Source organism: Spirosoma koreense (assembly GCF_054777875.1).
The window spans coordinates 2141274-2166103 of record NZ_BAAHAC010000022.1 but is presented as its reverse complement, the minus strand read 5'-3'; the positions used below and the strand labels follow the sequence as shown (position 1 = coordinate 2166103).

At 53.1% G+C, this 24830-nt stretch carries 23 protein-coding genes; 8 read left to right on the top strand and 15 right to left on the bottom strand.

Annotation, left to right across the window (positions count from 1 at the left end):
• The first annotated feature begins 80 nt into the window (after positions 1-80).
• Together ACYVC2_RS22460 and ACYVC2_RS22455 are read left to right on the top strand one after the other, a co-directional pair.
• Positions 81-1268, top strand: a complete 1188-nt coding sequence (locus ACYVC2_RS22460) for a THUMP-like domain-containing protein (protein ID WP_461105943.1) — start codon at positions 81-83, stop codon at positions 1266-1268.
• 54 nt (positions 1269-1322) lie between these two features.
• On the top strand, positions 1323-2006 hold the full coding sequence (locus ACYVC2_RS22455) for a hypothetical protein (RefSeq protein WP_461105941.1): 684 nt from the start codon (positions 1323-1325) through the stop codon (positions 2004-2006).
• A 61-nt stretch (positions 2007-2067) separates the two neighbouring features.
• Here ACYVC2_RS22455 and ACYVC2_RS22450 read toward each other — a convergent pair whose 3' ends face one another.
• Both ACYVC2_RS22450 and ACYVC2_RS22445 read right to left on the bottom strand, forming a co-directional pair.
• The gene (locus ACYVC2_RS22450) at positions 2068-2322 is read right to left on the bottom strand and encodes a hypothetical protein (protein WP_461105939.1); all 255 of its coding nucleotides are present in this window, start codon (positions 2320-2322) and stop codon (positions 2068-2070) included.
• Between the two features lie 257 nt (positions 2323-2579).
• Positions 2580-3422 carry a retropepsin-like aspartic protease gene (locus ACYVC2_RS22445; protein WP_461105937.1) on the bottom strand — a complete coding sequence of 281 codons (843 nt, stop codon included), beginning with the start codon at positions 3420-3422 and terminating at the stop codon, positions 2580-2582.
• Between the two features lie 645 nt (positions 3423-4067).
• On the opposite strand from ACYVC2_RS22445, the gene ACYVC2_RS22440 reads away from it, so the two are divergent.
• Positions 4068-4610: a hypothetical protein gene (locus tag ACYVC2_RS22440; protein ID WP_461105935.1), complete on the top strand. Its 543-nt coding sequence runs from the start codon at positions 4068-4070 to the stop codon at positions 4608-4610.
• A 13-nt stretch (positions 4611-4623) separates the two neighbouring features.
• Here ACYVC2_RS22440 and ACYVC2_RS22435 read toward each other — a convergent pair whose 3' ends face one another.
• Positions 4624-5415 (bottom strand): exosporium glycoprotein BclB-related protein, encoded by a 792-nt coding sequence (locus ACYVC2_RS22435; RefSeq protein WP_461105933.1) that lies wholly within the window; start codon positions 5413-5415, stop codon positions 4624-4626.
• 372 nt (positions 5416-5787) lie between these two features.
• Here ACYVC2_RS22435 and ACYVC2_RS22430 point away from each other — a divergent pair, with 372 nt between their 5' ends.
• From ACYVC2_RS22430 to ACYVC2_RS22420, 3 genes are all read left to right on the top strand, one after another.
• Positions 5788-6093: a LytTR family transcriptional regulator DNA-binding domain-containing protein gene (locus ACYVC2_RS22430; RefSeq protein ID WP_461105931.1), complete on the top strand. Its 306-nt coding sequence runs from the start codon at positions 5788-5790 to the stop codon at positions 6091-6093.
• Between the two features lie 423 nt (positions 6094-6516).
• Positions 6517-8004: a hypothetical protein gene (locus ACYVC2_RS22425; protein ID WP_461105929.1), complete on the top strand. Its 1488-nt coding sequence runs from the start codon at positions 6517-6519 to the stop codon at positions 8002-8004.
• Between the two features lies 1 nt (position 8005).
• Positions 8006-8551: a T9SS type A sorting domain-containing protein gene (locus tag ACYVC2_RS22420; RefSeq protein ID WP_461105927.1), complete on the top strand. Its 546-nt coding sequence runs from the start codon at positions 8006-8008 to the stop codon at positions 8549-8551.
• A 1078-nt stretch (positions 8552-9629) separates the two neighbouring features.
• Here ACYVC2_RS22420 and ACYVC2_RS22415 read toward each other — a convergent pair.
• Entirely contained in the window at positions 9630-12179 is a 2550-nt protein-coding gene (locus tag ACYVC2_RS22415; RefSeq protein ID WP_461105925.1) for a bifunctional UDP-N-acetylmuramoyl-tripeptide:D-alanyl-D-alanine ligase/alanine racemase, read from the bottom strand.
• A 44-nt stretch (positions 12180-12223) separates the two neighbouring features.
• Entirely contained in the window at positions 12224-13348 is a 1125-nt protein-coding gene (gene corA / locus ACYVC2_RS22410; RefSeq protein ID WP_461105923.1) for a magnesium/cobalt transporter CorA, read from the bottom strand.
• A 104-nt stretch (positions 13349-13452) separates the two neighbouring features.
• Here corA and ACYVC2_RS22405 point away from each other — a divergent pair, with 104 nt between their 5' ends.
• Positions 13453-14625: a hypothetical protein gene (locus tag ACYVC2_RS22405; RefSeq protein WP_461105921.1), complete on the top strand. Its 1173-nt coding sequence runs from the start codon at positions 13453-13455 to the stop codon at positions 14623-14625.
• Positions 14626-14657: 32 nt separating this feature from the next.
• On the opposite strand, the gene ACYVC2_RS22400 is transcribed toward ACYVC2_RS22405, so the two are convergent.
• From ACYVC2_RS22400 to ACYVC2_RS22390, 3 genes are all read right to left on the bottom strand, one after another.
• Entirely contained in the window at positions 14658-16094 is a 1437-nt protein-coding gene (locus ACYVC2_RS22400) for a S41 family peptidase (protein WP_461105919.1), read from the bottom strand.
• Between the two features lie 170 nt (positions 16095-16264).
• Positions 16265-17089, bottom strand: coding sequence for a LytR/AlgR family response regulator transcription factor (locus tag ACYVC2_RS22395; protein ID WP_461105917.1), 825 nt, complete (start codon positions 17087-17089; stop codon positions 16265-16267).
• Positions 17070-18197, bottom strand: coding sequence for a sensor histidine kinase (locus tag ACYVC2_RS22390; RefSeq protein WP_461105915.1), 1128 nt, complete (start codon positions 18195-18197; stop codon positions 17070-17072). Before ACYVC2_RS22390 ends, ACYVC2_RS22395 begins: the two co-directional genes overlap by 20 nt.
• Before the next feature lie 63 nt (positions 18198-18260).
• Between ACYVC2_RS22390 and ACYVC2_RS22385 the strand changes: the two genes are divergently transcribed.
• Positions 18261-19409 carry a glycoside hydrolase family 18 protein gene (locus ACYVC2_RS22385; protein WP_461105913.1) on the top strand — a complete coding sequence of 383 codons (1149 nt, stop codon included), beginning with the start codon at positions 18261-18263 and terminating at the stop codon, positions 19407-19409.
• A 109-nt stretch (positions 19410-19518) separates the two neighbouring features.
• Here ACYVC2_RS22385 and ACYVC2_RS22380 read toward each other — a convergent pair whose 3' ends face one another.
• The 7 genes from ACYVC2_RS22380 to ACYVC2_RS22350 form a co-directional block, all read right to left on the bottom strand.
• Positions 19519-20268: a carbon-nitrogen hydrolase family protein gene (locus tag ACYVC2_RS22380; RefSeq protein ID WP_461105911.1), complete on the bottom strand. Its 750-nt coding sequence runs from the start codon at positions 20266-20268 to the stop codon at positions 19519-19521.
• A 37-nt stretch (positions 20269-20305) separates the two neighbouring features.
• Positions 20306-20878, bottom strand: a complete 573-nt coding sequence (locus tag ACYVC2_RS22375; RefSeq protein WP_461105909.1) for a DNA-3-methyladenine glycosylase I — start codon at positions 20876-20878, stop codon at positions 20306-20308.
• A 205-nt stretch (positions 20879-21083) separates the two neighbouring features.
• The gene (locus tag ACYVC2_RS22370; RefSeq protein WP_461105907.1) at positions 21084-21995 is read right to left on the bottom strand and encodes a helix-turn-helix domain-containing protein; all 912 of its coding nucleotides are present in this window, start codon (positions 21993-21995) and stop codon (positions 21084-21086) included.
• Between the two features lie 41 nt (positions 21996-22036).
• The gene (locus ACYVC2_RS22365; protein WP_461105905.1) at positions 22037-23077 is read right to left on the bottom strand and encodes an NAD(P)-dependent alcohol dehydrogenase; all 1041 of its coding nucleotides are present in this window, start codon (positions 23075-23077) and stop codon (positions 22037-22039) included.
• Positions 23078-23193: 116 nt separating this feature from the next.
• Positions 23194-23469, bottom strand: coding sequence for a DUF3368 domain-containing protein (locus ACYVC2_RS22360; protein WP_461105903.1), 276 nt, complete (start codon positions 23467-23469; stop codon positions 23194-23196).
• Between the two features lie 151 nt (positions 23470-23620).
• Positions 23621-23869 carry a UPF0175 family protein gene (locus tag ACYVC2_RS22355; protein WP_461105901.1) on the bottom strand — a complete coding sequence of 83 codons (249 nt, stop codon included), beginning with the start codon at positions 23867-23869 and terminating at the stop codon, positions 23621-23623.
• Between the two features lie 64 nt (positions 23870-23933).
• Positions 23934-24815, bottom strand: coding sequence for a sugar phosphate isomerase/epimerase family protein (locus ACYVC2_RS22350; protein ID WP_461105899.1), 882 nt, complete (start codon positions 24813-24815; stop codon positions 23934-23936).
• Between the last annotated feature and the right edge of the window lie 15 nt (positions 24816-24830).

The window sequence follows — 24830 nt, the reverse complement described above, 5'->3', positions numbered from 1 at the left end:
TAAAAAGAGATTAAAATAAAATTAATACTTACTTGCCGACTTTCTTTTCTTCAACCGAGCGGGCGTTTATACACACCCATTTGAACGATGACGTTCGGGCCCTGCTACTACGGGCTCATCCAGCCGGATTAGACCTTAAAAAACTGGCGGCTCAGATCCTGGCCCGGCAAAAAGCGCGCGAAAAATTGCCTACCTGGTACGCCAGCGAAGAGTTGATTTTTCCGCCCGCCCTATCCGTCGAGCAGGCTTCTTCGGAATCAGCCGCCCGGTATAAGGCTTCCCTTGTCGAAGGCAACCAGCTTTATGATCTGACGGGCGGTATGGGCGTGGATACGTGGGCCTTTGCCAAACGCATCGGTCAGGTCGTTTATGTGGAGCGCAGGGCGGAACTGGCGGAACTGGCCGCGCATAATCTGCCTTTATTGGGCGCAGCCAACGTAACGGTTCGGAGCGGGAATGGACTTGAGCTGATCGAAGAGGCCGGGGAAACGGCACCGGGAAAACTGGCCGACTGGATCTACCTCGACCCGCACCGGCGCGATGAACGGGGCAGCCGGGTGGTTCGTCTGGACGACTGCGAGCCGGACCTGTCGAAGCCCGAAACGATCCGGGGTTTACTTAACCAGACGAATTATATTTTAATAAAGGCTTCGCCGTTACTTGATATCGATGCCAGCGTCCGACAATTGTCCGGATTGGTTGAAGCCGTACACATCGTAGCCGTTCAGGGGGAAGTAAAAGAAGTTTTGCTGATGATTGGGCACCAGGAAATAGCTCGGGCGGAGGTACAGGTTCATGCGGTCAATCTGCTGGCTAACGGACCCATCCGGATGCAGTTCCGGCTCGGCGACGAAGCTACGGCTTCCGTTTCTTTCGGCGAACCAGAACAGTACGTGTACGAACCCAACGCTGCGGTTCTGAAAGCGGGCGCATTCCGGCTGGTAGCCGAGCGGTTTGGGCTCATGAAGCTGGCTCCAAACAGTCACCTGTATACGAGTGCTACTTTACGGACCGATTTTCCAGGCCGGGCTTTTACACTCCGGGCAATGATCAAACCCGATGTGAAAGCGCTCAAACAGGTGCTTCCATCGCTGAAAGCCAACCTCACGGTCCGTAACTTTCCGCAGTCGGTAGCCGAATTGCGAAAAAAACTGAACCTGATCGAAGGCGGGGATGTCTATATTCTGGCGACGACCCTGCTCAATGGCGACAAACGACTGCTGATTACACAGAAAATGACTCCAGCTGAGCCGTCCATGCCTACATAACTTTGAGAAATGAACTATAAACCAGTTATTTAGTCGAATAAATCACACACAACCATGAAAACCGTAGCGCGTATTACCTTCGCTGTTTACCTCCTTGTCGGCGCCGTTCAGGCCCTGGCTCAAACCATTTATGCTGGGGAAAACACCATCGACAAAGCCAAAGTCACGGGCCTCTACCTGACGGTTCAGGGCGATGGCAAACAGATTGAGAAAGACTGGGAAACCCAGCTTCAGAAATATGGCCGGGTTAGTTCCTCCCGGGGCACCTACCGCGTTACCAACGCCAACATACCGGCCATTTCGCCCGAGCCGATCAACCTGGTCAGCACGGTAAAATCTTCCCGCACATCGGCCACCGTTTTTGCGTCGTTCGACCTGGGCAATGGCAATTTCGTAACCACCGGCAGCAGCGGCTATTCGGCCGCGGAGAGTATTCTCAAGGATTTTTCGGGTACGTCGTTATACAATCAGGAGGTACGAACCGCCGAAAGCAGCTTTGACGAGGCCCAGAAAAATCACCAGAAAATAGTGCGCAAGGGCGAACAACTGCAGCGCTCCATCGAGCAGAATGCCAAGGAAAAAGAACGTCTGCTGAAACGGATCGACGACAATGCCAAAGAGCTGGAGCAGCTTCAGAAAGATATTGAGACCAATAAAACAGATCAGGAAAATGCCCAGACCGAACTGGACAGCCGCAAGAGCAACGTTGAAGCGGTAAAGGCAAAACGCAGTAACTAAGGCGAACGACTTACCCCTGTTTAAGTAAATGCCCCACCGAAACAGGTGGGGCATTTATTGTTTACACGAGATCGTAAGCGTCTGATTCATTGGGTACCTTCTCCTGTGTTAATTCTTTGAGCACGTTTTCGGCAAAGGCAACCTTATCTGATTTCCGATATCGTTCAACCTGCTTGATACCAGACGGTGCCTTGAAATGCTGGTTAGTTTTTTCGCAGGCGGCCCATATGTCGGGGTGAAGCTTAACCTTGAACTGGCGTATAGGGGTATCAGCACTAAACCACAGATCAACAATATTCTTTACAGTCAGTTTCATTTTCGTTTATAGCCATTATTAGGAAGCGAAACTATATACTACCTCTAATGTTTAAAAAATTATTCAATAATTAATAAAAATTTAATAAACGGCTGGTCTCGTTCCTGCCTTATCTAAGACTCAGCGACCGGGCAACCGTCACCCTTTATCTGTCCATCCACCGCAAAAAATACCTCATTTTCCGCCCGCCAGGCCATTTTGCGCCTTTAGCTCAATTGGTTAGACGGGTTTCAATGAATAACGAAATTTGGGCTATTTTATTCGATCCTGACCAGTCGCTTCCGCTGATCGAGGCTGATGCGATGTGCTTTCAGGAAACCGCTTCCGACATTGATCTGGTTGGCTTTATCCGAATAATAAATTTTTTGCCCCTTCAGTTGAACATGGCCCAGCAGCAGTTCGTCGGTTACTACGGCCTCCTGCATCACAAAGGTTATGTTCGACTTGGTAACGGTCAGTTGATTGGGGGTATCGACATACTGAATACCCGTAAGCAGCTCCTTAGGAAAATGGAACGGCAGATCGGATCCGGTATCGAGGTTGAACAGCAACCCTTTCGAACCAACTCTACCCGGTACCAGAAACGCTTTGTTGTAGCCGACAACCCCTGGTAGCTGCGGATTCAGGGCTTCTTTCGACAGGATCAGCTGGTGAGCAGGCCCGTCGATGATCAGTACGTAATCCGTAAAAAAATCGCGGCCGAGAACGCCGTCGATCGGAAGCTGGGCCGGCTTTTCGACAAAGTCCCGGACGATAACTCTGAGCCCGGCTTGTGTTGCCTGCCCAATACTTAATTTATCGACGCCCACCAGCATTTCCCGCTGTACGTGGTGCCCATACGACGACTGTTCGTAGCCGACAATTTTCAGGTTCAGCGCCTTGGCCAGGTGGGCGTCCAGGTAGCCAACCCCCGGCGATCCGGTATCCAGTATGAAGTTATACGGCCCCTGTCCGTTGACGTAGACGTGTACATACATCAGCTCTCCGCTCAGGATAATCGGTGTTGGCAGGGGCAGGTTCTGCGCCATGGCCGAATAACTGATCAAGCTGCACAGTACGCCCGTAAATAAGGCAAGAATTCGTAGAGAATGGGGTATCATGGTGTACTTCTGTAATCCAGCACGCGCTGGTGAGCCGTACCAATGCAAGAACGATGAAACAGCGAAGTATAAGGTAGCTATCCGTTAATTCTTACTGGTAGTCGGGTCCGGATTCCGTCGGCTTCAGTAAGGTTTCTGCCGATGTTTATGCCCTGTCAGTCTATTTCGTTTTCGCGAATCCCTAATTGGATGTTGTTTTGACGTACAAATTGTAAAAAGTTAGACCTGGAAAGCAGATCGGCCCTGTCGATCTGCTTTTTTGTGTGGCCGACCGCAGCCCGATATTTTTCTTACAGCTGTACCAAAATGGACGCATACTGTCCATAATCGTACAGATCCGCCCTCTGCTCTTCCGACTACCCGCTAGTAGTCAATAGCTTAGCTTTTTGGTATGGCTATTGAACTACACGGGTGGAGTCCATTCACCGGCGCAAGCCCTCCTCCCCTTTTATTGGAAACATCGACATTTAGTGAAGTTTAGGTTAAGAAAACGTGAAAGCCATTTCCACTTTGAGAAATGGCTTTTTTTATGGAAACCGCTTCGGCTTATACCGGTGATCATTGCCGCCCAAACCTGACCTCTGCAACGAAATGACCGAGCGGCAGTTATTCATGCAACAGGATACTCTAACAATACGACTTCACATGAACGTTTGTAAAATTTATTACTGGTTATTCACTTCACTGACAGTTCTGGCCCCATACGCCCATGCCCAGTCACCGGCAGACTTCCGCCAGGTACGATGGGGATTTACTCCCAGGCAGGTTAAAGAAGCGGAAGCCAGCAAACCCTCCGCTACCAAACGCGAACGCCTGACCTACGCCCGTGTGCCGCTGGCCGATCGAACCGTGGGGCTCGACTACAATTTCAATGGCGATTCGCTGCTCTCGGCTTCTTACTACTACTACACGACGGCTGCTGTCATGAAAGAGGATGTGATGGCTGCTGCGGCTGATTTTGAATCAAAACTGACCGAAAAATACGGTCGGGGAAAAACGGCCATGCTGCAGGATACACGACGAGTGCTCTGGCTGACGCCCCGAACCCAGATCAGCCTGTCGATTGGCAATGTCGATAAAGGCTGGTCGGTCGAAATCGAATACCTGTGTCGGGTTTGCGCCCCCAACCAGCCTGTAGGAAAGCCCGCCGACGTGTACAGGCCACTCAAAGACATCAAAGATTTCTGAACAAAAGCGCTCCTTAGTTGATGGTGACGCTTCCGCTGACATAGCCATCGACCGTAATGACCGTTTGTCCGCCGACCGTCAGCGAAAAAACCAGCAGCAAACGAGTGCCCGCGGTTACGGGAATAGCCAGGCCGGAGGTAAGCCCGTTGCTGCCGGCCCCGGCCGCCACTGTTCCATTTAAGACAGGGGTTAAGTTGACAACAGCGCCCGAAATGGGCGTAAAGGAGTTCGATGTGCCCGTCGCCTGGTACAACTGCGCGGTGATGGTTACGCTAGTGGCTGGGGTAAAAGGAGTTACGTTATTGAAATAACCCGCAATGGACCGAATGGTACCGGATTGCGAAACGGGAAAAGCAAAATTGACCAGCGACCCGCCCCCGCCCGTCAGATCGATGGCTCCATTGATCAGGTAAACTGTCGACGTGGAATTACCGAACCCTACCAGACTCACCGATTTAACGGAACCACCGCGCATGGTTACTGGCTTTCCGGATGCATAAGGGATCATCGTGCCCGCTCCACCCGGTGAAGCCTCGTCGGCGGTAATCAGCCGCACCCAATTACCAGATTTGTAAACGTAAAACCCTACCGGAGCGGTCGTCTGATAGACCAGTAAGCCCTCTGCTGGCGTAGGTACATTTGCTGTGCTGGCTACCCTGGGCAGCAATACTCCTTTAGAAGTCGATCGGACATCTAACTGCGCACTCGGATCGGGCGCCGTAGTACCGATACCAATCTGCGCTACGCTAAGCCTCGTCAGAAAAAGAAACAGACAGAGAGCTGTAACGAAAAGATTATTTTTCATAACAAAGGCAGTAGGCAAAGTAGTCCAACGGAACAAATGTATAAGTAATTACCCCTAAGAAACCTTAAATATACTTATAAATTTCTTAATCGATAACTTTCATATTTACAAATTGTTATATTTTATAACAAAATGGGTCAATTTATAGATGTCTTTTAATTAAATAAGTTTGCCAACGGCACACGACTATCCCGAATCGATTTATTCCGGGCCTGAAACCGGCGACCTATCGATAAGGCAACCCGTATCCGATCAGGTAGTTAATCGGGTATGCTAGCCGATTAAATCAACAAGCAAACGGTAGCAGGATGAATAAACATCTGCCAGACTCGTTCTTCCGTATGTTTTCCCGTAACCAACGGTTGTTGACTTATGAGGCATTCATTGCTGGGTAGCCAGACACATCGAATTACTCACCTGATCGGACAGAGAAACTATACCTGCATTTATTTCACCGACGCTCCCAGCCTGTTGATCAGCCGTACGCTGTCGTATTGTACCGATCTGCTACCCAGCTTTATCCGCCTGCACCGAATGTGCGCTGTCAATCCGGCTTTTATCGATGAAGTCCACTTACTGGGGCAGCAGCCGGGGGTTGTCGTTGGCAAGACCCGCCTGCCTATTAGCCGCAGGCGTCTTGCCGAGGCTGCCCGACGCCTTGAAACCGCCCGCAACTGAATGGGCAGGCCCTGAAACCCCGATTAGCTTAGTGGATTGACAACAGCGGTATTTATTCTGGCTGATTAACCAGGCCGGCCACCTGCCCCTGGAAGTTTCTGTATCCAGCTGAACGGTTGGCGATCCGTGCCGGTTAACCGCGTACCTTCTATTTCTCCGGCCTAACCTACCGGTTCCGACTAATCGACAGGTACTGGTTCGCTTCCTGTTATCCGGATGAACCGGCGCCCATCGGCTCCTCTATAAGATCGGGGACAATCTCTTTCATATTTGGGGCAACCTGAAAAGCACCCGAATAAATGGCTATTTCCTGCATTACATTCAATCCCTGATTTCATCAGACCAAGCCGTACTTCACGTTGATGCAGACGCATTCGGCTTTTCTAATGGTTAGTATCGATCTTCTCTTACCCAAAAAAAATCATGAAAAAGCTCTTCTATTTTGTACCTCTGCTGGTCGGCAGCCATCTTATGGCGCAAACCAACTATGTGGCTAACACGCCAAATTCGGCTACGCCCGGCACCTATAATACGATGGTCGGTCCCTCCGCGGGCAATGCAACCATGACGGGTAACCTGAATACGTTTCTAGGCTGGAATGCCGGTCAGGCAAATACCACGGGCAAGCAAAATACGTTTCTGGGAATGATAGCCGGATCATCCAATACGACGGGGGATTTCAATGCTTTTCTGGGAGCCGGAGCCGGTCAAAATAATACAGTAGGTTACGAAAATGCATTTGTAGGAACCTATGCAGGCTCCTCCAATACGTCGGGTATCGGCAACGCCTTTATGGGCAGCAACGCAGGCCAGGCCAATACAACTGGGGGAATAAATACCTTTATAGGAAGCCGGGCTGGATACATGAACTCGTACGGTGGTTCGAACAATTTTGTGGGTGGGTACGCGGGCTATAACAATACCACTGGCTCTTCTAATGTTTTTCTGGGCGTACAGGCGGGGTACAGTAATACGACAGGCTCCGGAAATACATGCATCGGAAATTTTGCGGGCTACAATAACACAACTGGCGCACAGAATATTTTTCTGGGTCCGGGTACGGGCTTTATCAATAATACGACGACTGGCTCCAGTAATATTTTCATCGGCGTCGGGGCAAGCGTTACGGAGTATACTTCGGTGATCAACAATGCCGCGGCTTTCGGAACCAATGCCAGAGTTTCTCAGAGCAATAGTATTGTGCTGGGAGGAACAAATGAAAATGCCGTCAATGTAGGCATCGGCAACACCGCGCCGACGACTACGCTTCATATTACCACTGGCTCAACGAATACCTCAGGGCTACGCTTAGAGAACCTGACCAGTAGTTCACCCGCCACAGCGCTGAATCAGCACAAGTTTTTGAGTGTAGATGGCAATGGTAATGTGATTCTAGCCAGCAGTACGAACTCATCTGCCCGACAGGCAGCCGACTTGTGGGAGTCGAATGGTTCCTACGCCCAAAACACCAGTTCGGCTGGTGTCATTATCGGTAGCGGTATCAGTAAAACAACGGCAGGCTATAAGCTTTTTGTTGAGGAGGGCATCCTGACTGAGAAAGTGAAAGTTGCCGTTAAAAATACCGCCGACTGGTCGGATAAAGTCTTTGAAGCTGGCTATCCGCTGAGGAGCTTACAACAGGTCGAGCAGGCCATTAACCGCACGGGCCACCTGCCGGGGGTTCCTTCCGCGACCGAGATCGTTAAAACCGGAATCGACCTGGGTAAGATGGACGCCAAACTCCTGGAGAAGATCGAAGAATTGACCCTGTACAGCATTCAGTTGGAAAAGCAGAACCAGGCGCAGCAGCGGCTCGGTGAGCAGCAGGCGCAGGAGCTGAAACTGCTGAAACACAAACAAGCTCAGTTGGAGCAGATGGTCGACACCTTGCTGAGCCAAACCCGCAACTGAGATGAGAACGATACTTATTCTCCAGGGGCTGTGGTTTTTCCCCTTGCTGGTCAGCGCCCAGGCCGCTGAGTCAAACCGATTCCTGACAAACAGGTATCGGGCGCACGCTCTCGAACAAGCTGTCGGCCAGTTGCAGGCGACCAATACAGTGGAGGCTGGTAGCCGGGTCGACTACCGGGCCAGGCAGTCGGTTCTGCTGCTGGCGGGCTTCGAGGCCCGGTCGGGTTCGGTCTTTACGGCGTACACGGGCGTAATTTCTCTGTCGACTGAGCTAACCGATACACCTTACCCGGTAACCATCGATGCCTATCCTAATCCTTTCGAGCAGGTAACCACCATCCGCTATGTACTGACGAAACCTGGCCGTACCAGCCTATTTATCCAGGATATGGACGGTCGGCTGATCCAGCAACTGGTGGCCGATCAGTACCAGGAAGCCGGTGTTCACAACGCCGACTGGAAAGCCGTTCCGCTGGCAGCCGGCACCTACCTTTGTGTTTTAGATACGGGTCATCAACGACTCTCCCGACGGATTATCCGTAGGTAATCGTCGGTTCAGAAGCTTCGGATAGCGCGTTTTCGTCAGCGCGGCCAGAGGAGGAGTTTGTTTCCAGCGGGGCTTGGGAAAACAAACTCCTCCTCTGGCCGCGCTGCGGACTTGCTGGCTATGAGTTATGTCGATTCGGCCCTGATCGAAGCTTTCGAGTGCATAGCAACCACGGCCATTCGCCAACAGCCTTCCAACCTTTACCAGCCGTACGGAGTCTCTAGAGAAATATGCTCAAAGGCAATGCGATACAGTTTATCCTGGGTTTGGATAGCCGGCCTTATTCCCTTCCTGACAGCTTGTCCGGTACGGCCCCCGTTTGTAGGCCCGGACGATTTTTTGGGGCCGGATTGCCAGTCCATAAAAGAAGTTACTGTAACTCCCCCGTGTACAAACGCCTATCCGGGGCTGATACTAGCGGCTTCCAGATATGATCAAAGGGGTCGTGAAAGTACGTTCGAATGGCGAATCTATATTCAGCATGACACCAGCAGTACAGACACAACGGCCGCAAATGCCAAAGTCTTTTCGGGTAGAGACCGCATTCTGATCCTCGATACCGTATTTAAAGACGCTCCCAAATTTATTGTAAGCATTGTTCCTTCTTACTGGCGGTGTACAAAGCACAATTATTTCGCCCTGACAAAGGAAAACACATCCAACAGCGCCTGCCCGGTCTGGGCATCCCGAAAAATTCAATAAAACCTAGAAGGCGGCCTTCATACTACCCAACACCTCATTTGCTAACTCGATTGTAAAAAACTAGTTATACTACCACTTTAGTACTAATCCCGTATAAATTCCAGATCAGATGGCAGCGATAGGACTCTTCGGCTCATTCAGTATAATACTGGCCTGGTATGGCCGTAAGGCCGTCAATGCAAATCCTGAGAATCCCAACTGGAATAAAGCCATTGCCGCCACTATTTTATGGCCAATTTCCATAATCCTGAAACGGTATTGATGGGCGGTGAGCCGTAAACGCACAAGCTCGTTTCGCACCCGAAAGTCAACCCGGTCAGTTTACTACCAACGGGCTGGCTTTTGGGTCGAATGGCACGGACACCAGCAGGCGAACTTAATTTCCTTCTTTGAAAAACACCCGCTTGACACGCTCGCTAACTCCGGTCAGAATCTCGTAGGGGATGGTGCCGATTTGCCTGGCCAGGTCCAGAATAGGCAGTTCAACGCCGAAAACAGTGACCTCGTCCCCTTCATTGGCCGACGCCTGTGTGACGTCGATCATCGTCATATCCATGCAGATATTTCCCACCGTCGGGCAGCGGGTTCCGTTCACCCACACCGCACCGACGCCATTGCCCAGTCGCCGGTCGTATCCGTCGGCATACCCGATGGCCAGTGTGGCAATGCGCGCGTCATGATCCAGCCGGCCCTGGCGGCTATAACCCACCGACTCGCCCGCCGGTACGGTTTTGATCTGGCTGATAACGGTTCGTAAGGTACCGACGGTTTGCAGGGCCGTGGGCTCGATTCCGCTGGCTTCGACGCCGTACAGACCGATCCCTAACCGAACCATATCGAGCTTATAGGCCGGAAACCGCACGATGCCCGCCGAATTGAGCAGATGGCGCGTAGGTCGATAACCGAGGCCGGTTTCCAGTTGAGCGGTACTGCGCATAAAGCTTTCGTACTGCTGCTGCGAAAAAGCGTTGAACTGAGCCTCATCGGCCCCAACCAGGTGGCTGAACACCGTCGCAACCCGCAACCGCGGATGCTGATTCAGGTAGTCCACTACGGCCGGCAACTCACTTTCCAGAAATCCCAGCCGGTGCATGCCCGTGTCGATTTTGAGGTGAATGGGGTAGGGCAGAGGGCGCAGGGCAGAGGGTGGTATACGCGGAGTCTGCCCCCCAGACCCTACGCCCTCTGCCCTACCCCATCCCTGCTCTTCCCCCACAAACCTCCCCCACTCACGCAGTAACCGCGTGCTGTAAATTTCGGGTTCGAGACCGTATTCCAGCAGGGTGGCAAAGGTTTCGGGAGCCGGGTTCATGACCATAATGGGCAGATCGACGCCATTCTGTCGGAGCGATACGCCTTCGTCGGCGTAGGCCACGGCCAGGTAATCGACCCGGTGAAACTGAAGTAGTTGTGCCACTTCTGCGCTCCCGCTCCCGTAGGCAAAGGCTTTCACCATCACCATGATTTTGGTATCCACCCCAACTTTTTCGCGGTAGTAGTTCAGGTTATTGGTGAGCGCATCCAGATTGATTTCAAGCACCGTGCCGTGCACTTTCCGCTCCAGCCGATGCACGATCCGCTCGAACGAAAAAGGGCGTGCGCCCTTTACCAGCACGGTACTATCTCTCAGTTCATGGAACGGAAAGTGGGCCAGAAAATCATTCGTATCGGCATAAAACCGGCTTTCCGGCGGGAAGAAAGCAGCATTCCGGCTCAGAATCGGGCCAATGCCGACGAACTCTTCAACGGCATTAACCCGCATCAGTTCACCAACCTGCCCGTAGAGATCGGTTTCGGGCTGACCCGACTGCAACACATCGGACAAAATGACCGCCCGGCGGTTCCGGGTCGTCTGCTGGTTCAGGAACCGCAAGGCCAGTTGCAGCCCGGCAACATCGTTATTGTATGAATCGTCGATGAGCACGCAGTTGTTGATACCTTCTTTCTGTTCCAGCCGCATCGAAACCGGACGCAGCCGATTCAGCCGTGCTTGTATGTCGTCGGTACGCCAGTCGCGCAGGGTCAGCATGGCCACGATACAGTGGAGTAGATTCTCGACCGACGCGGGGTCCATAAACGGCAGCGTCAACCGAAGCGTACCTGCCTGGCTGCTCAAGCGCAGGCGGTCCTGGTCAAGCACCGCCTGATAGGTTGCCGCGTTGCCCGTCAGCGACCAGGTTACGAATTGCATGGCTGGATTGACGGCTTTCAGCAACAGATTTACCTCATCGTCGATTTCCTTGTAATCATTGCAGTAGATCAGGGTGTCAGCGTGGATGAACAGGCGCAGTTTTTCGGCGATTTTCTGTTTCCGAGTCCGGAAGCCTTCGTCATGAGCCGTACCTAAATTGGTAAAAATGCCGATGGTAGGCCGGATAACGGTTTCCAGCGCCTGCATCTCGTGGGCTTTGGAAATTCCGGCTTCGAAGATACCCAGCGTATGACTCTCATCTAGTTCATGCACCGACAGCGGCACACCCAACTGCGAATTATAACTTTTCGGGCTTTTCGCCACCACAAACTCATCGGGTAGCGAGCCGCCGGACAACAGTTGCGCCAGCCACTCTTTCACGATGGTTTTCCCGTTGCTGCCCGTAATGCCGATCACCGGAATGCGAAACTGCCGCCGGTGGCTGGCAGCCAGTTTTTGTAGCGTCTGCAGGCTACTATCGACCTCGATAAACTGCGCATCGGGATAGGCCGCCAATTCGGCCCGGCGATCGGGCGTCAGTGCCGGGCGCTCGACCACAAACTGCCGCACCCCTTTCCGGTACAACTCGCCGACGAACTCGTGGCCGTCGTGGTGATCGCCCTGAATGGCGAAAAACACGCTGTTTGCCAGTTGTTCAGCAGTGCCGCTACCTGTCACCTGCCGGGAGTCTGTAATCCACCGGCTATTAACCAATTGACTATCTTTTGTTTGCATACCTATGTACATCCCATTTCCCGCTCTTGTCCGACGAGCGGCTTTCACATCCACCCACGCCGTCGGAAGTAAATGATTTCGCCACCGGCAATGACGGCCATGGTGATTAAAACCCAAAAATAGCCGTTATGCGAGCGCAGTTCGGGCATGTTGTTGAAGTTCATGCCGTAAATACCGGCAATAAAGGTGAGGGGAATGAAAATCGACGAGATGATCGTCAGGGTTTTCATGACCGAGTTCATGCGGTTGCTGACGATCGAATAATACACGTCCATCAGGCCCGCAATGACTTCCCGATACGATTCGAGGGTTTCGATGACCTGATTGATATGATCGGCCAGGTCGTGCAGATACGGTAGAGTATTGCGCTGAATCAGTTCGGATTCTTCCCGCAGCAGCGTACCGACAATGTCGCGCAGGGGTTGCACGACCCGGCGAATGAAGGCCAGTTCGCGCTTGAGGGTGTATAGCGTCGCTAGCGTTTGCTGGCTGGCCCGCTCCTGCACGATCTGGTCTTCGAGCTCATCCATTTTCTCTCCGATGCGTTCGGTGATCAGAAAATAATGGTCGACGATAACGTCCATCAGCGCATAGAGCAGGTAATCGGCACCGTTCCTTCGGGTTTTGCCCGACGACGCTTTGATCCGGTCGATGATGGGTTCGAAAATATCCTTCGAACGCTCTTCCTGAAACGAAACCAGGTAGTTTTTTCCCAGCACCAGACTTACGTGCTCGATGTCCAGTTCCTGCCGCTGGCGACTATGATGAAGCATTTTGAGCGTGACGTAGACCACCGGGCTAACCGGTCCCGTCGCCGTCGGTCCGTCGCCGTTGGGGGTGGCGTCGTAGATATCGATTTTGGGTTTCTGCTCTGTATTGAGCACATCTTCGAGCAACAGCGGGTGCAGGTGATACTGCTGCCCCAGAGCCGCCACCACTTTAGGTTCGTGAATGCCATCCACGTCGACCCAGGTCACGTAAGGCGTGTTGTCGCTAGGCAACCGGCAGGCGCTGAGCTTGCTGGAGTCATCGATATGGTATTCGGTCGCGTCGTATTCGATGCGTTTGATTTTGGTGGCGTGTTCGATTTCTTCACCAACATAGGTGAGCGTACCGGGCGAGGTGCCGAGGAGCTTTTCGGCGGAGTGGTGGCGTCGGTGTTTCGACATAATTTATCTGACAAGCCAACCAACGGCCAGCCTTTTTTCTGAATCAAAGATAAACCAACTACACGGTGTGTAATCGAATGTTCAGAAAATCGTATTTTAAGGCTATGATCCGCCCTTTCCTCTTTCTACTGATTCTTGCCGTTCTGCTCAACGGGTGCAGCAGCGGCAAATCAGCCCTCAACCGGGGCCACTTCGATCTGGCAGTCCAGAAAGCGGCCCACCGGCTTCAGCAAAACCCCGGCTTCAGCAAGCGCGGCCACCCGATGGCTACGAAGGTGCTACAACAGGCATTCGTGCAGGCCTACGAGCAACATCAGACGGCCATCCGACGGCTATCGTCGCCCGCCAGCCGCGAGGCCTTTCGGTGGGAAGGCATTTATCGGGAATACGAACAACTCCAGACCCTCACCGACAACGCCCGTCGGGGTTGCCAGACCTGCACCGACGACTGGCTGGCCAACTACCCGGCGTCGTATCAGGATCGGCAGCAGGAAACCCGGGAACTGGCAGCTGCCGACCGCTATGATGTTGCCGAGCAGGCCTTTCTATACCGGGAAGAAAACCGTCTGGCGGCCAAAGATGCGTACCTGAACTACCGCAAAGCCCTGGACTGGGTACCCGATTACCGACAGGCTCGCGGCAAAGCCGCTGATGCGCTGCCCTTCGCGATTCTACGGGTGGTGATCGAACCCATCAGCCCGACGCCCGAAATAAGCCCCGCCGATAACCAGGAACTCTATCAGTTGATTCTCCGGCAAATTAGCCGCCATACGAACCCGTCGCCTTTCGTGCAGCTATACCTACCTACGGAGTCGGCAGGCGATGGTTACCCCATTCATCAGGCCATCCAGATGGTCGTGACGAGCTATAAGGCGTTTAGCGAAAGCAATTCGTCTTCGTCGACCACGGTCTACAGCAGTCAGGAGTATAAAGTCGGGGAGAAGAAAATCAATGATTCGACCAAAGTCGACGTCATGGAAAAAGTACAGGGTACACTGACGACCTACCGACGGGAAATTCAGGCAGGGCTGGACCTGCGCATGCGGGCGCTGGATACGCAAACCGGTCGGGTGCTGTGGGAGGAGCCGGTTTGGGAAAGCCGTAGCTGGGCGACCGAGTGGCAAACCTTCAGTGGCGACGACCGGGCGCTGAACGGCCAAAGCCTGAAAAGCGCCGACCCGTTTCCGCCTTCGCGCGGGCAATTGCTGGACCGCATGCAGGAAGCTCTGGCCGATGATGTAGCCCGGCGGATTCGCCAAAAATACGCCAGCGAGTAACTTCTAACTTCTCAGGACCGCCCTGGTCGGTCCTACCGGGTTCTACTCAGCGTGGCTGGTTGCGACTGAAGCAGTTTTAGGGTGTATTCCAGAACCCGGTCGCGGTGGGCCAGTACATCCTCGGCGGTGGGTTCGACGATATGGTCGGGAATAATACCCCGGTCGGCATGCGGGTAGGCCGATACGTTCGCCATATTGAACCCGAACATACCGATTCCCAGGTCGATTTTCGAATGGGGCAGTTGCGTAATGGTAAAAATCCCGCTGCTGTTGACCTTATAGCCGCCCCCGCTTTCCTGACCGATATAGGTGGCTCGGCCGTCGGCATGCGCGCGGGCCGCGAATTCGGTAGTAACGGAAAAGCTATTGCCGTTGAGTAGCACATATAGTTTTCCGCGATAGGCGTCCCGCCGGGGTTTAGTTGTCCGAAGGCCACGATGCCAGGCAAACACATAGCTGTCGCCCCGCTTCTTTACGGCCAGCCACTTGGCTTTTCGATACAGCGCCGAGGTCCAGGCTGGAAACGAAACCCCTTTTTTCTGCCGGACGCTGATATGATCGTAATATCGAAAGGGTTTTTCGGTCAGGTAGCTATACAACAATACGCCCAGGGCTTCTTCGCCCCCTTCGTTGTCCCGCAGATCGAGTACCAGATGCTGAATGTTCTTTGCCTTGATTTCCCGGAACGAATCGTGTAAAAACTGCTTAAACGACAGCTTTTCTGCTTTCTTGAAAAATTCCGTAATGGTCATTACTGCCGTCCGGTCATCGACAAGCGCCAGCCGAAACGGCTTTTGCGGAGCCGGTTTGTGCGATTCGGTATAGGCTTTGATCATCGATTCCGTGACGGGGGCAAGCGTCGCTGATTTTTCCTCGTTGCCAACCCGGTACGTCACCACAAAGGCATCGGGTGCGCCGATAAACGTAGCATAATACCCCGAAAAATACCGGTTCATGTCTTCCAGCTTCCCGCCTACCCGATTGCCGTCGGCAAACGTCATGTTGGGCAGCAGGTTCTGAACGATGCCCGCCATCGGGTTCCCGTCGATGGCGGTCACTTCGGCACCATCGGGAACAGCACCGGTTCCGTAGTTGCCAACTACCCAGGCTTTTTCGCCCAGAAAATACAGTTTCAGCGGGAATAGTCGATCAGAAGAAAACGGATAATGCTCGTCTTTTCCCGAAACGATCCATTTGATGTGCCCATCGCGCAGGGCAACCAGCAACGGCATCATCGTTCTGTATAACTCCTGCTGCGTCATGGGGCGGTTCAGTTGCGCAGCCGTAGCCGCAAACAGCGAATCGAAGGTTGGCTTCGGCGTATAGCGGTACATTTCCGGATGTACTTCGGTAAGCGCGGTTCGGAAGCGGGCAAAATCGGCCTGAAGCTGGTCGGGCGTCAGGGGTTGGCACCGTGTCGACAGGCTTAGCGTCAGATGAAACAGCAGGATAGTCAGGATCGTTTTCATTGCCAGGCGTCGCGGGTTTCGACCCGCGCTGTTAATGGTCGTACGTGATAGTGGTTTATGTTCTGTAGCGGAGTGAAATCTGCTATAGCGGGGCAAAACTGATTTAAACAAACCCTATCTGAAACTCTCTCCTGGCCGAACTGTCGGGTTCGTGAACCGAAGTGTCTGATTTATTCGCCCAACCACTGTTTCAATGCACCCGCCCGTTCGCGGCTCACGATAACCTCTTCCTCAAAAGCCGGTCGCAGATTGATTTTCAGTTTTCCGTTGAAATACAGATAGACCTTATCGACAGCCCGTAGCTCGGCGATGACCTGTCGGTTGAGTCGAAAAAAGCGTTGCGGATCGAGCATCTGACTTAGTTCGTCTATGGTGTAATCGACCATCCACTCATGTTCGTCGTAGGTCTTAAGAAACGATAGTTTCTTTCGGGAGAAGAAAAAAGCGACATCATCGACCGATACCGGAAACAGCCGCTGGCCCTGCCGGATCAGGAACCGATCGCGGGGAGTGGCCGGAAGCAGGGGGCGCGGAGTAGTGGGCGGGGAAGGCAGGGTTTGTTGTAGGTAGTCGAGTAGGTTGGTGAGGGAGGCTTCCAGTCGGTTCGGGTCGGCCCGGCTCACCGATTCGGCCAGGGCGTCTTTCATCGCCTGGAGCTTATTCAGGGCCTGGCGCAGGTCCGCTTCTTTCACCGGCTTGAGCAGGTAGTCGATGCTGTTGACCTTGAACGCCCGGATAGCATACTCGTCGTAGGCCGTGGTGAAAATAACCGGGCTAGTGACGGCAACGCGGCTGAAAATGTCGAAGCTCTGCCCGTCGGCCAGTTCGATGTCCATCAGAATCAGCTCCGGCTTCGGGTGCGTCCGCAACCAGTCGACCGACTCCTCTACGCTGATGGTCATGCCCACCACCTCGGCTTCCGGTGCCACATCGGTCAGCAGCCGCTGGAGTTTGCGGGCAGTCGGTTCTTCGTCTTCAATGATGAGTATAGTCATGGCGATTTTCGGGGATGAGCGGCACAAGGACCCGGAAGTACGCGTCGGTTTGCTGCACCACGACCTCGGGCTGGCCCAGCAGCCGGTATTTGGTTGTGATGTTGGCCAGTCCTGTCTGGTTCGACGGTACCCGGTTCTGCTTTCGACGGCGTGTGTTACTGACAATCAGGTTGTTATTCGAATCGACATACAGCCGAATCAGGAGCGGCTTCGTCGGCAATGCGGTGTTGTGTTTAACTGCGTTTTCAACCAGCAACTGCAAGGTCAGGGGCGGAATCAGGTAACGACAATATCGATCATCGACGGTTATATCGAGTTCGACGCTCCGCCCGAATCGCATCTGCAACAGGTGAAAATAAGCCCGGATGAATTGCAGTTCACTGTCGAGCGTGGTCAGCAGTTGCTCGTTGGTCTGCAGCACGTACCGATACACCGACGCCAGTTCTTCAATAAATCGCTCGGCCTGTTTTGGGTTTTCGCTCACCAGCGACGACAGGGTGCTGAGGCTGTTGAACAGAAAATGCGGGTTGATCTGCGCTTTCAGCGAATCGAGCTGACTCTGAAGCGCTTCTTTCTTGAGCTGTTCGGCTTCGTAATACGTAGTCCACCACTGCCGGTAGAGGTAACGGGCCTCATAGATCGTGGCCAGTGGCACCACAAACAACAACGGGATCAGCGTATTGACCCAGTAGGCCCGTCCGGACATGGGATAGCCCCAGAACTGCGTGACATCGTAGAAATACACGATGAGCACCCGCTGCAGCATCGTGGTTAATACAAACCAGATGACCTGTGCCAGCATACGGGAAGTGGTCTGGTTGAGCCTCGGATAGTGCCGACGCGCCCAGAGAATTCCCCACCGGGCCACCTCCCATACCAGCACACACTCGGCCAGGCTCACCCCAAGCGCCAGTCCGCGGCTGATGTGCCGGGCGTCGTTGGCGGGTTGAAAAAAGATAAAGTTCGAGACGATTGCGATGAGCGGCACACCCACCAGCCGTAACCACCGGTCGTTCAGTTTCTCCATGCCCCGTAAAGATGTCGAAACCGTCGATGACGCCAAAGCACCTGTGTACTGAACTGTCGGAAAAGCGCGCTTAACGTGCATATCGGACTTCCTAAGCCGCGGGCTTGCTTATCTTTGCATGTCTACCACCTCTATTTTTCATCAATGCAACATTCGATATACCGCCTGGCGATCCTGCTGGCTGTTGTTTTTTCACTCCGAATTCAGCCTATTTTGGCTCAACCGACGCACCCTTATGTAGTCATCGGTTACGTAACGGGCAATGGCTGGACCAAGGACCAGATTGATCCTCAGAAGCTTACCCACATCAACTACGCGTTCGCCGTGCCGGACAAAAACGGCGAACTGGAACCCCTGAAGGCTAAAGACGATGCGAATCTGGCAGCGCTTACCTCCCTGCGGTCGGCCAACAAAGACCTTAAAATCCTGATTTCGATTGGGGGCTGGGGTGGCTGCAAATATTTTTCGGATGCCGCCCTGACCGATGCGTCGCGCCGGAAATTCGCCAACGCGGCCGTGGCGCTTCTCAAAAAGCATAAACTGGATGGTGTCGATATCGACTGGGAATACCCGGATCAGGTTGGGGCGGGCAACATCTTCCGGCCCGAAGACAAAACCAATTACACGCTTTTCCTGAAAGCCCTCCGCGACCGGCTCGACGTGCAGGGCAAAGCCGACAACCGAACGGGTAAAAACCACTATCTGCTGACGGCAGCCACCGGGGGCGACACGGCCTTTGTGAACCATACGGAGCTGGGGAATGCGCAGAAATACCTCGACTACGTGAACATCATGACCTACGATCTGTACCACGGCAACGACAAACAGACGGGTCACCATAGCCCGCTCTACCAGTCGGATAAGGAGCCGCACGCTCGCACCGGCAGTGTAACGGCCGTCGAAGGGCATATCAAAGCGGGTGTTCCGGCCAGTAAAATCGTACTCGGGGTTCCGTTTTATGGCCGCGGCTGGACCGATGCGCCCGACCAGAACAACGGTTTGTACCAACCCGCACCCGGCAAGCATTATTTCATCAGTTACGATGAGCTGATAGCCAAATACATCAATAAAAACGGCTTTACACGCTATTGGGACGACACCGCGAAATCGCCGTATTTGTGGAACCCGACCACACACATGTTCATCTCCTATGCCGATCCAGAATCGCTCAAAAACCGGGCCGACTACGTTCGCTCGAAGCACCTGGCGGGCGTGATGTTCTGGGAGTACATTTATGATCTGCAGCAGAAAAGCGCCCTGCTGAATGCGCTCGTGCAGGATTTAGGGAAGTAATTCGCTGCTCTTGTCATTCCGACCGCAGGGAGGAATCTTAAGTTATCTTGTGAGGAGACCTTAAGATTCCTCCTTCGTCGGAATGACAAAAAAAATAACCTACGGCTTCTCAGCCAACGCGGGAGGTTTCTTCCAGGCGCTTTTCAATCACCGTCTGCGTTTGCGTATCGATCAATAGTACGCCTTCCTGCTCCTCGTTCAATTGCCCGACCCGTACGCCGTTGGCATTCCAGATGGCTGATTTTCCGGCGCTGTCAAAATTGTCGCAGTAGCCAACGCTGTTTGCCATCAGCACGGTCATCGAATACTCGCTGGCAATAGCCGATAAGCGTTCGGCTGCTTTCTCGACCCCGGTTGCCGATTTTGCAACGCTGGCGATATAGATGTCCGCCCGGCTTGTATGGGCTTTTTCGGCGTGTTCGGGTACCGAAAGCTCGTAGCAGATGGCCAGCGCCAGTTTGTGGGTTTCCGTGGTCAGAAAGACCGGCTCCTGGCCCTGAACAAAAAATGGGTATTCGTCGGCGTGTAAATGCTGTTTCGCGTACAGTTGCCGGGGCTGGTTCGGCTGAAAAATAAGCATCCCAATCAGGATACCTCCATCGCTTCGGATCGGCATACCTACGCCAATCGTCAGCGCGTGTGCATCGGCTAGTTGCTGAAACGGATCGAAGCGGCTATCGGCCAGAGTGGTTGCCAGTTGACTCGCCAGTCTGGGTTCGTAACCCGTCAGGGAAAGCTCAGGAAAGATAAGCACATCGGCCCCTTCGGCAACCGCCAGTTCGATCAGCTTTTTGTGCTTCCCGATGTTCTGCTGAATATCCCCCTTGACGGGTCGGGTTTGGGCTACGCCTATCTTCATCGAACAGCCTGTTTTGCGTTAGACTTTACCAGATGCGCTACCCTTCCGCCTGCTTCGTCCACAGCGGCTGCATCCACAGTGGCCGGGCTTCGGCTACCTGCTGGTAGACCGCACAGTCGGCAGAGTGGGCGCCGGGCAGATAACCGATGCTCATCAGAAATTCGTTGACGATCTCACCGCCCGTAAAGCGGAAGGTTTTTTTGAACAGCTTTACCCATTCGGCTTTAGTCTTCGGATGGTGCTGTTCCAGCCACGTTTCAAACGAACCGAACTCGACCTGTAGTTGCCGGATGGTTTTCGCATTTTCAATAGCCGCGTTGATCTTCAGGCGGTTGCGAATAATACCCGGATCAGCCATCAGTCGTTCCCGGTCCGCGTCGGTATAAGCGGCTACTGTCGCAATCGTAAAATTATCGTATGCTTTTCGAAAACCGGCTTCCTTTTTCAGGATGGTTTCCCAGCTCAGACCAGCCTGATTGATCTCCAGCACCAGTCGGCAGAACAGCTCATTGTCGTCGTGGATAGGAAAGCCGTACTGGTGGTCGTGATAGGCTTTATGCAGGGCTTTTCGCTCATCGGACATGGTTTCGATAGCGCGGCAGTAAGACATAGTGGTTTGGTGGGTGGGTAATATAGAACGATGGGCTTCAGGTGATTCCGTAAATCTAACTAACAAAACAGCCAATTGGTATGTATGACCCCTACGGGGTCATACCTCGACGCAAGATAATCGCCAGATCGATGCTATAATTGATAAATTATGACCAATTAAGATCATAGTTTATCCCAACCATCACAGAAATCAGTGGTCCCGATCAATTGAACGACTGGCGGAACTCGATCGGCGAAACGTTGGTCTTGCGCTTGAAGATTTTGTTGAACGACTGCGGGTGCTCGAAGCCCAGTTGATAGGCTACTTCAGCGGTGGTCAGCTTACTCGAACTCAGCATTTCCTTTGCCTTCTCGATCAGTTTCGCATGAATGTGCTGCTGGGTATTCTGACCCGTCAATGACCGGAGCATATCGCTCAGGTAATGGGGCGACACATTCAGCTGGTCAGAAATGTACTGAACCGTCGGTAAGCCTTCCGTCAGGGTTTTCTGCCTGTCGAAATACTCATCCAGCAACGCTTCCAGCCGGGTCAGCATGTCGTGGTTGACGGCTTTGCGGGTCAGGAACTGACGGTTGTAGTACCGGTTGCTGTAATTGAGCAGCAACTCGATCTGCGACACAATTACATCCTGACTGAACTGGTCGATGGGTTGCGCCAGTTCATCGCCGATACTCCGGAACACGCCCATCATCATCTCTTTCTCCTTCTCCGACAGGTGCAGCGCTTCATTGGAGGCATACGAAAAGAAGCCATAGTTTTTGATGGCTTTACCCAACGGATACGTCCGGATGAAATCCGGATGAATCATCAGCGTAAAGCCTTCGTAGTTGCCGCGGGGTTCGGCTTCGGAGATCAGCTGGTTCGGAGAAACGAAGCAGAGCCCCCCTTCGTTGAAGTCGTAGTAATGCTGCCCGTACCGGGCTTTACCCGTAAAATACTTTTTGTACGAGATCTTGTACAGGCTCGTGATCAGGCCTTTCGCCAGGTCCGCTACATCGGCAGTTATGTCCTGGTAATTGCTCAGACTTACCAGCGGGTGTACCGGTTTGGGCAGACCCAGCGCTTGGTGCAGCTCGGCAACGGAATAGAACTTATACGGCGCTTCTTTACTCATACGGTTTACAGGTTTATAGCACCGCCCGGGCGGTGCTATTCTTACAGCGTTGCCATGTCGATAACAAAACGATACAACACGTCTCCTTTCAGCATTCGTTCGAAAGCAGTATGAATGCTTTTGATGTCGATCAGTTCAATATCGGCCACAATGTTGTGTTCGGCGCAGAAATCCAGCATTTCCTGGGTTTCGGGCAGTCCGCCCGCTCCCGAGCCTGTAACGACTTTGTTGCCCGTAGCCAAGGTAAAGGAAGGCAGTTGCCAGGGTTCGGCAGGCATCCCGACGTTGATGTATACTCCATTGGTTTTCAGTAGGGCCAGGTACGGATTGACATCATGGTTAGCGGCTACGGTATCCAGAATGTAGTGGAACGACCGGGCTGCCGATTTCATCTGTTCTTCGTCTTTCGTCACTACAAAATGGTGTGCACCCAATTTTTTGGCGGCCTCTTCCTTACCGGGCGACGTGCTCAGCACCGTCACTTCGGCTCCAAAGGCTACCCCGAATTTTACGGCCATGTGTCCTAAACCACCCAACCCGACCACGGCCAGTTTGTGGCCTTTGCCCACATTCCATCGGCGCAGGGGCGAATAGGTCGTAATACCCGCGCACAGCAACGGCGCCACCGCAGCGAAGTCTAGTTTTTCGGAGACGTGATGCGCAAAATCTTCATTAAGAACGATGTTATTGGCATACCCACCATAGGCAGGCATACCGTAGTGGTCCAGGTTGTTGTAGGTCACCACCGGACTTACGCTGCAAAATTGCTCCTGTCCGTTTCGGCATTCTTCGCATTCCCGGCACGAATCGACCATCACGCCCACCGCGGCCCGGTCGCCGGGTTTAAATTTCGTAACGTGGTCACCGATCTGGCCGACGATGCCTACAATCTCGTGGCCTGGCACCATCGGGAACAGGCCGGGAAACCACTCATTACGGGTCAGGTGAATATCGGTGTGGCAAACCCCACAATAGGCAATGTCGATCAGGATGTCGTGGGGGCCAACGTCCCGACGGTCAAAATTCCACGGAGCCAGGTCCGTTTCAGCGCTTTGCGCAGCATATCCCTTTGCGTGAATCATACTTTTTTGTTCTTCAGGTACGAACGCAAAGGTCTACCCTTCCGGCCGGGCAACCGTAGCCAAAACGGCGGATGTTGTAGCCAAAATGAAGTGGGAGTGGTCGTAGCTTTCGGTTATTATTCGCCTACCTGTTTTATGATCTCCAGGATCAATTGCTCACTTATCCGAAAGTCTGTTTGCTTTATTTTGTCCAGCAATGGCTTAAGCGCTGGTATGTAGCCCTTCAGCCTGGCCTGCGCCAACACACCTAATGTCCCGGTAATCGTCAAGCCTAATTGCCGGGCCAGTTTTCGTCCCTTCTGCTCGTCTATAATTAAAAGGCACTCATCCTGCTCAAGTGCCAGAGCGATTGCACTCGCTTCGCCTTTATCGAGCGTGGCTTCGAGTATCAATCTACTTCTTACATCAGCGGGGTTCTGTATATGGATCTAATCTGGTAAAGACTTACCAAATTCATCTACGACAATCTGTGTGGTAACGATTTCTCCAAAAAGATTCTGAAGCAGGTGCAATTCGTCAATTTTTTCCAGGAGAATCAGACAACTAGCGCCGGAGATAAAAGTGGCCGGCATTATCGATGTCACTGGTTAATTCACTGGGGTCGTAATTAAAGATCGATACGTTATACTGGCTTAAAAGCTCCATAAACGTCCGTTTGCTGTACCCAGCCATCTCCGCGGCCTGTCCGAGTGAAAGTTTACCCTGCTCATACAACCGCGTCGCCAGGAGCATGGCGGCTTCACGGTCATCAAGGTCCAGGGTATCAGGAATAGTCAGTGTGAGCAGTTTCATACTTAAAACTACAAAATTGATCAGTAAGAAACCTAGCAATGCCTACACATTGCTGGAGGGCAGTTTACACGTTCGCGATCATTCGGTCGAATACGGCACGCTGCTCTTTCATGGAACTGATTTTGTCGGGCGGGTTTGTGTGGCATTCGAGCAGTACCCAGCCGTCGTAGTTCATCCTGACCAGGTTCGTCAGCAGTTCCTGGTACGGGTAATCGGTCCGGTCGAGTTCGCGGACGTGGCACGTAGCACCAAACCGATTTTTGACCAGGTTGAAATTATACGCAAAGCCTTTGCCGTTCAGATCTTGCGGGTTACAGTTCCAGCAGATCGTCGCGTTGGGGTGGCTGGCTACGTCCATAATCGCTTTGATGTTGGGCAGCTCCTGGGTTTCTTCCCCGTGTACTTCCAGCCGAATTTGTTGCCCCAGCTCTGCGCCGTAGCGGGCCAGTTCATTGAGCGACTCGCCAATCTGGGTCAGTGTTTTTTCGACCGGAACCTCTTTATGCAGGGCGTTGGGTTTCACCTTGACGCCCGTACCGCCCACGTCCGCACTCAACCGGATGAACGCTTTGGCCCGCTCCATGGATGCTTTTAGCTGGGCCGGATCGACGTAATCGAACTGCTGGTTGGTACCCAGTCCCACCAGTTGAACCGGGCTGTCGGCAAATCGCTTTTTAACCTCCTTCCGCTGAGCTGCGTTCAGGTCGGGCATAACCTTGTGTGCATGCTCCACGCGAAGCTCTACGCCGAGCAAACCCGTATCGGCACAATTTTTTATGAGCGTGGGCAAATCCCAGTCTTTGCCCCATAAGTACGTCACGAAGCCCAGTTTGACCGACGCTTTTTTCCGCGTCAGTTCAGTTGCCAGCGCCGTGCCTGATACGAGGGAGGCCCCCGCCAGCAGCGACATTTCTTTCAGGAATGTTTTTCGATCGATACCAGCCATAGCGATTTAGATTTG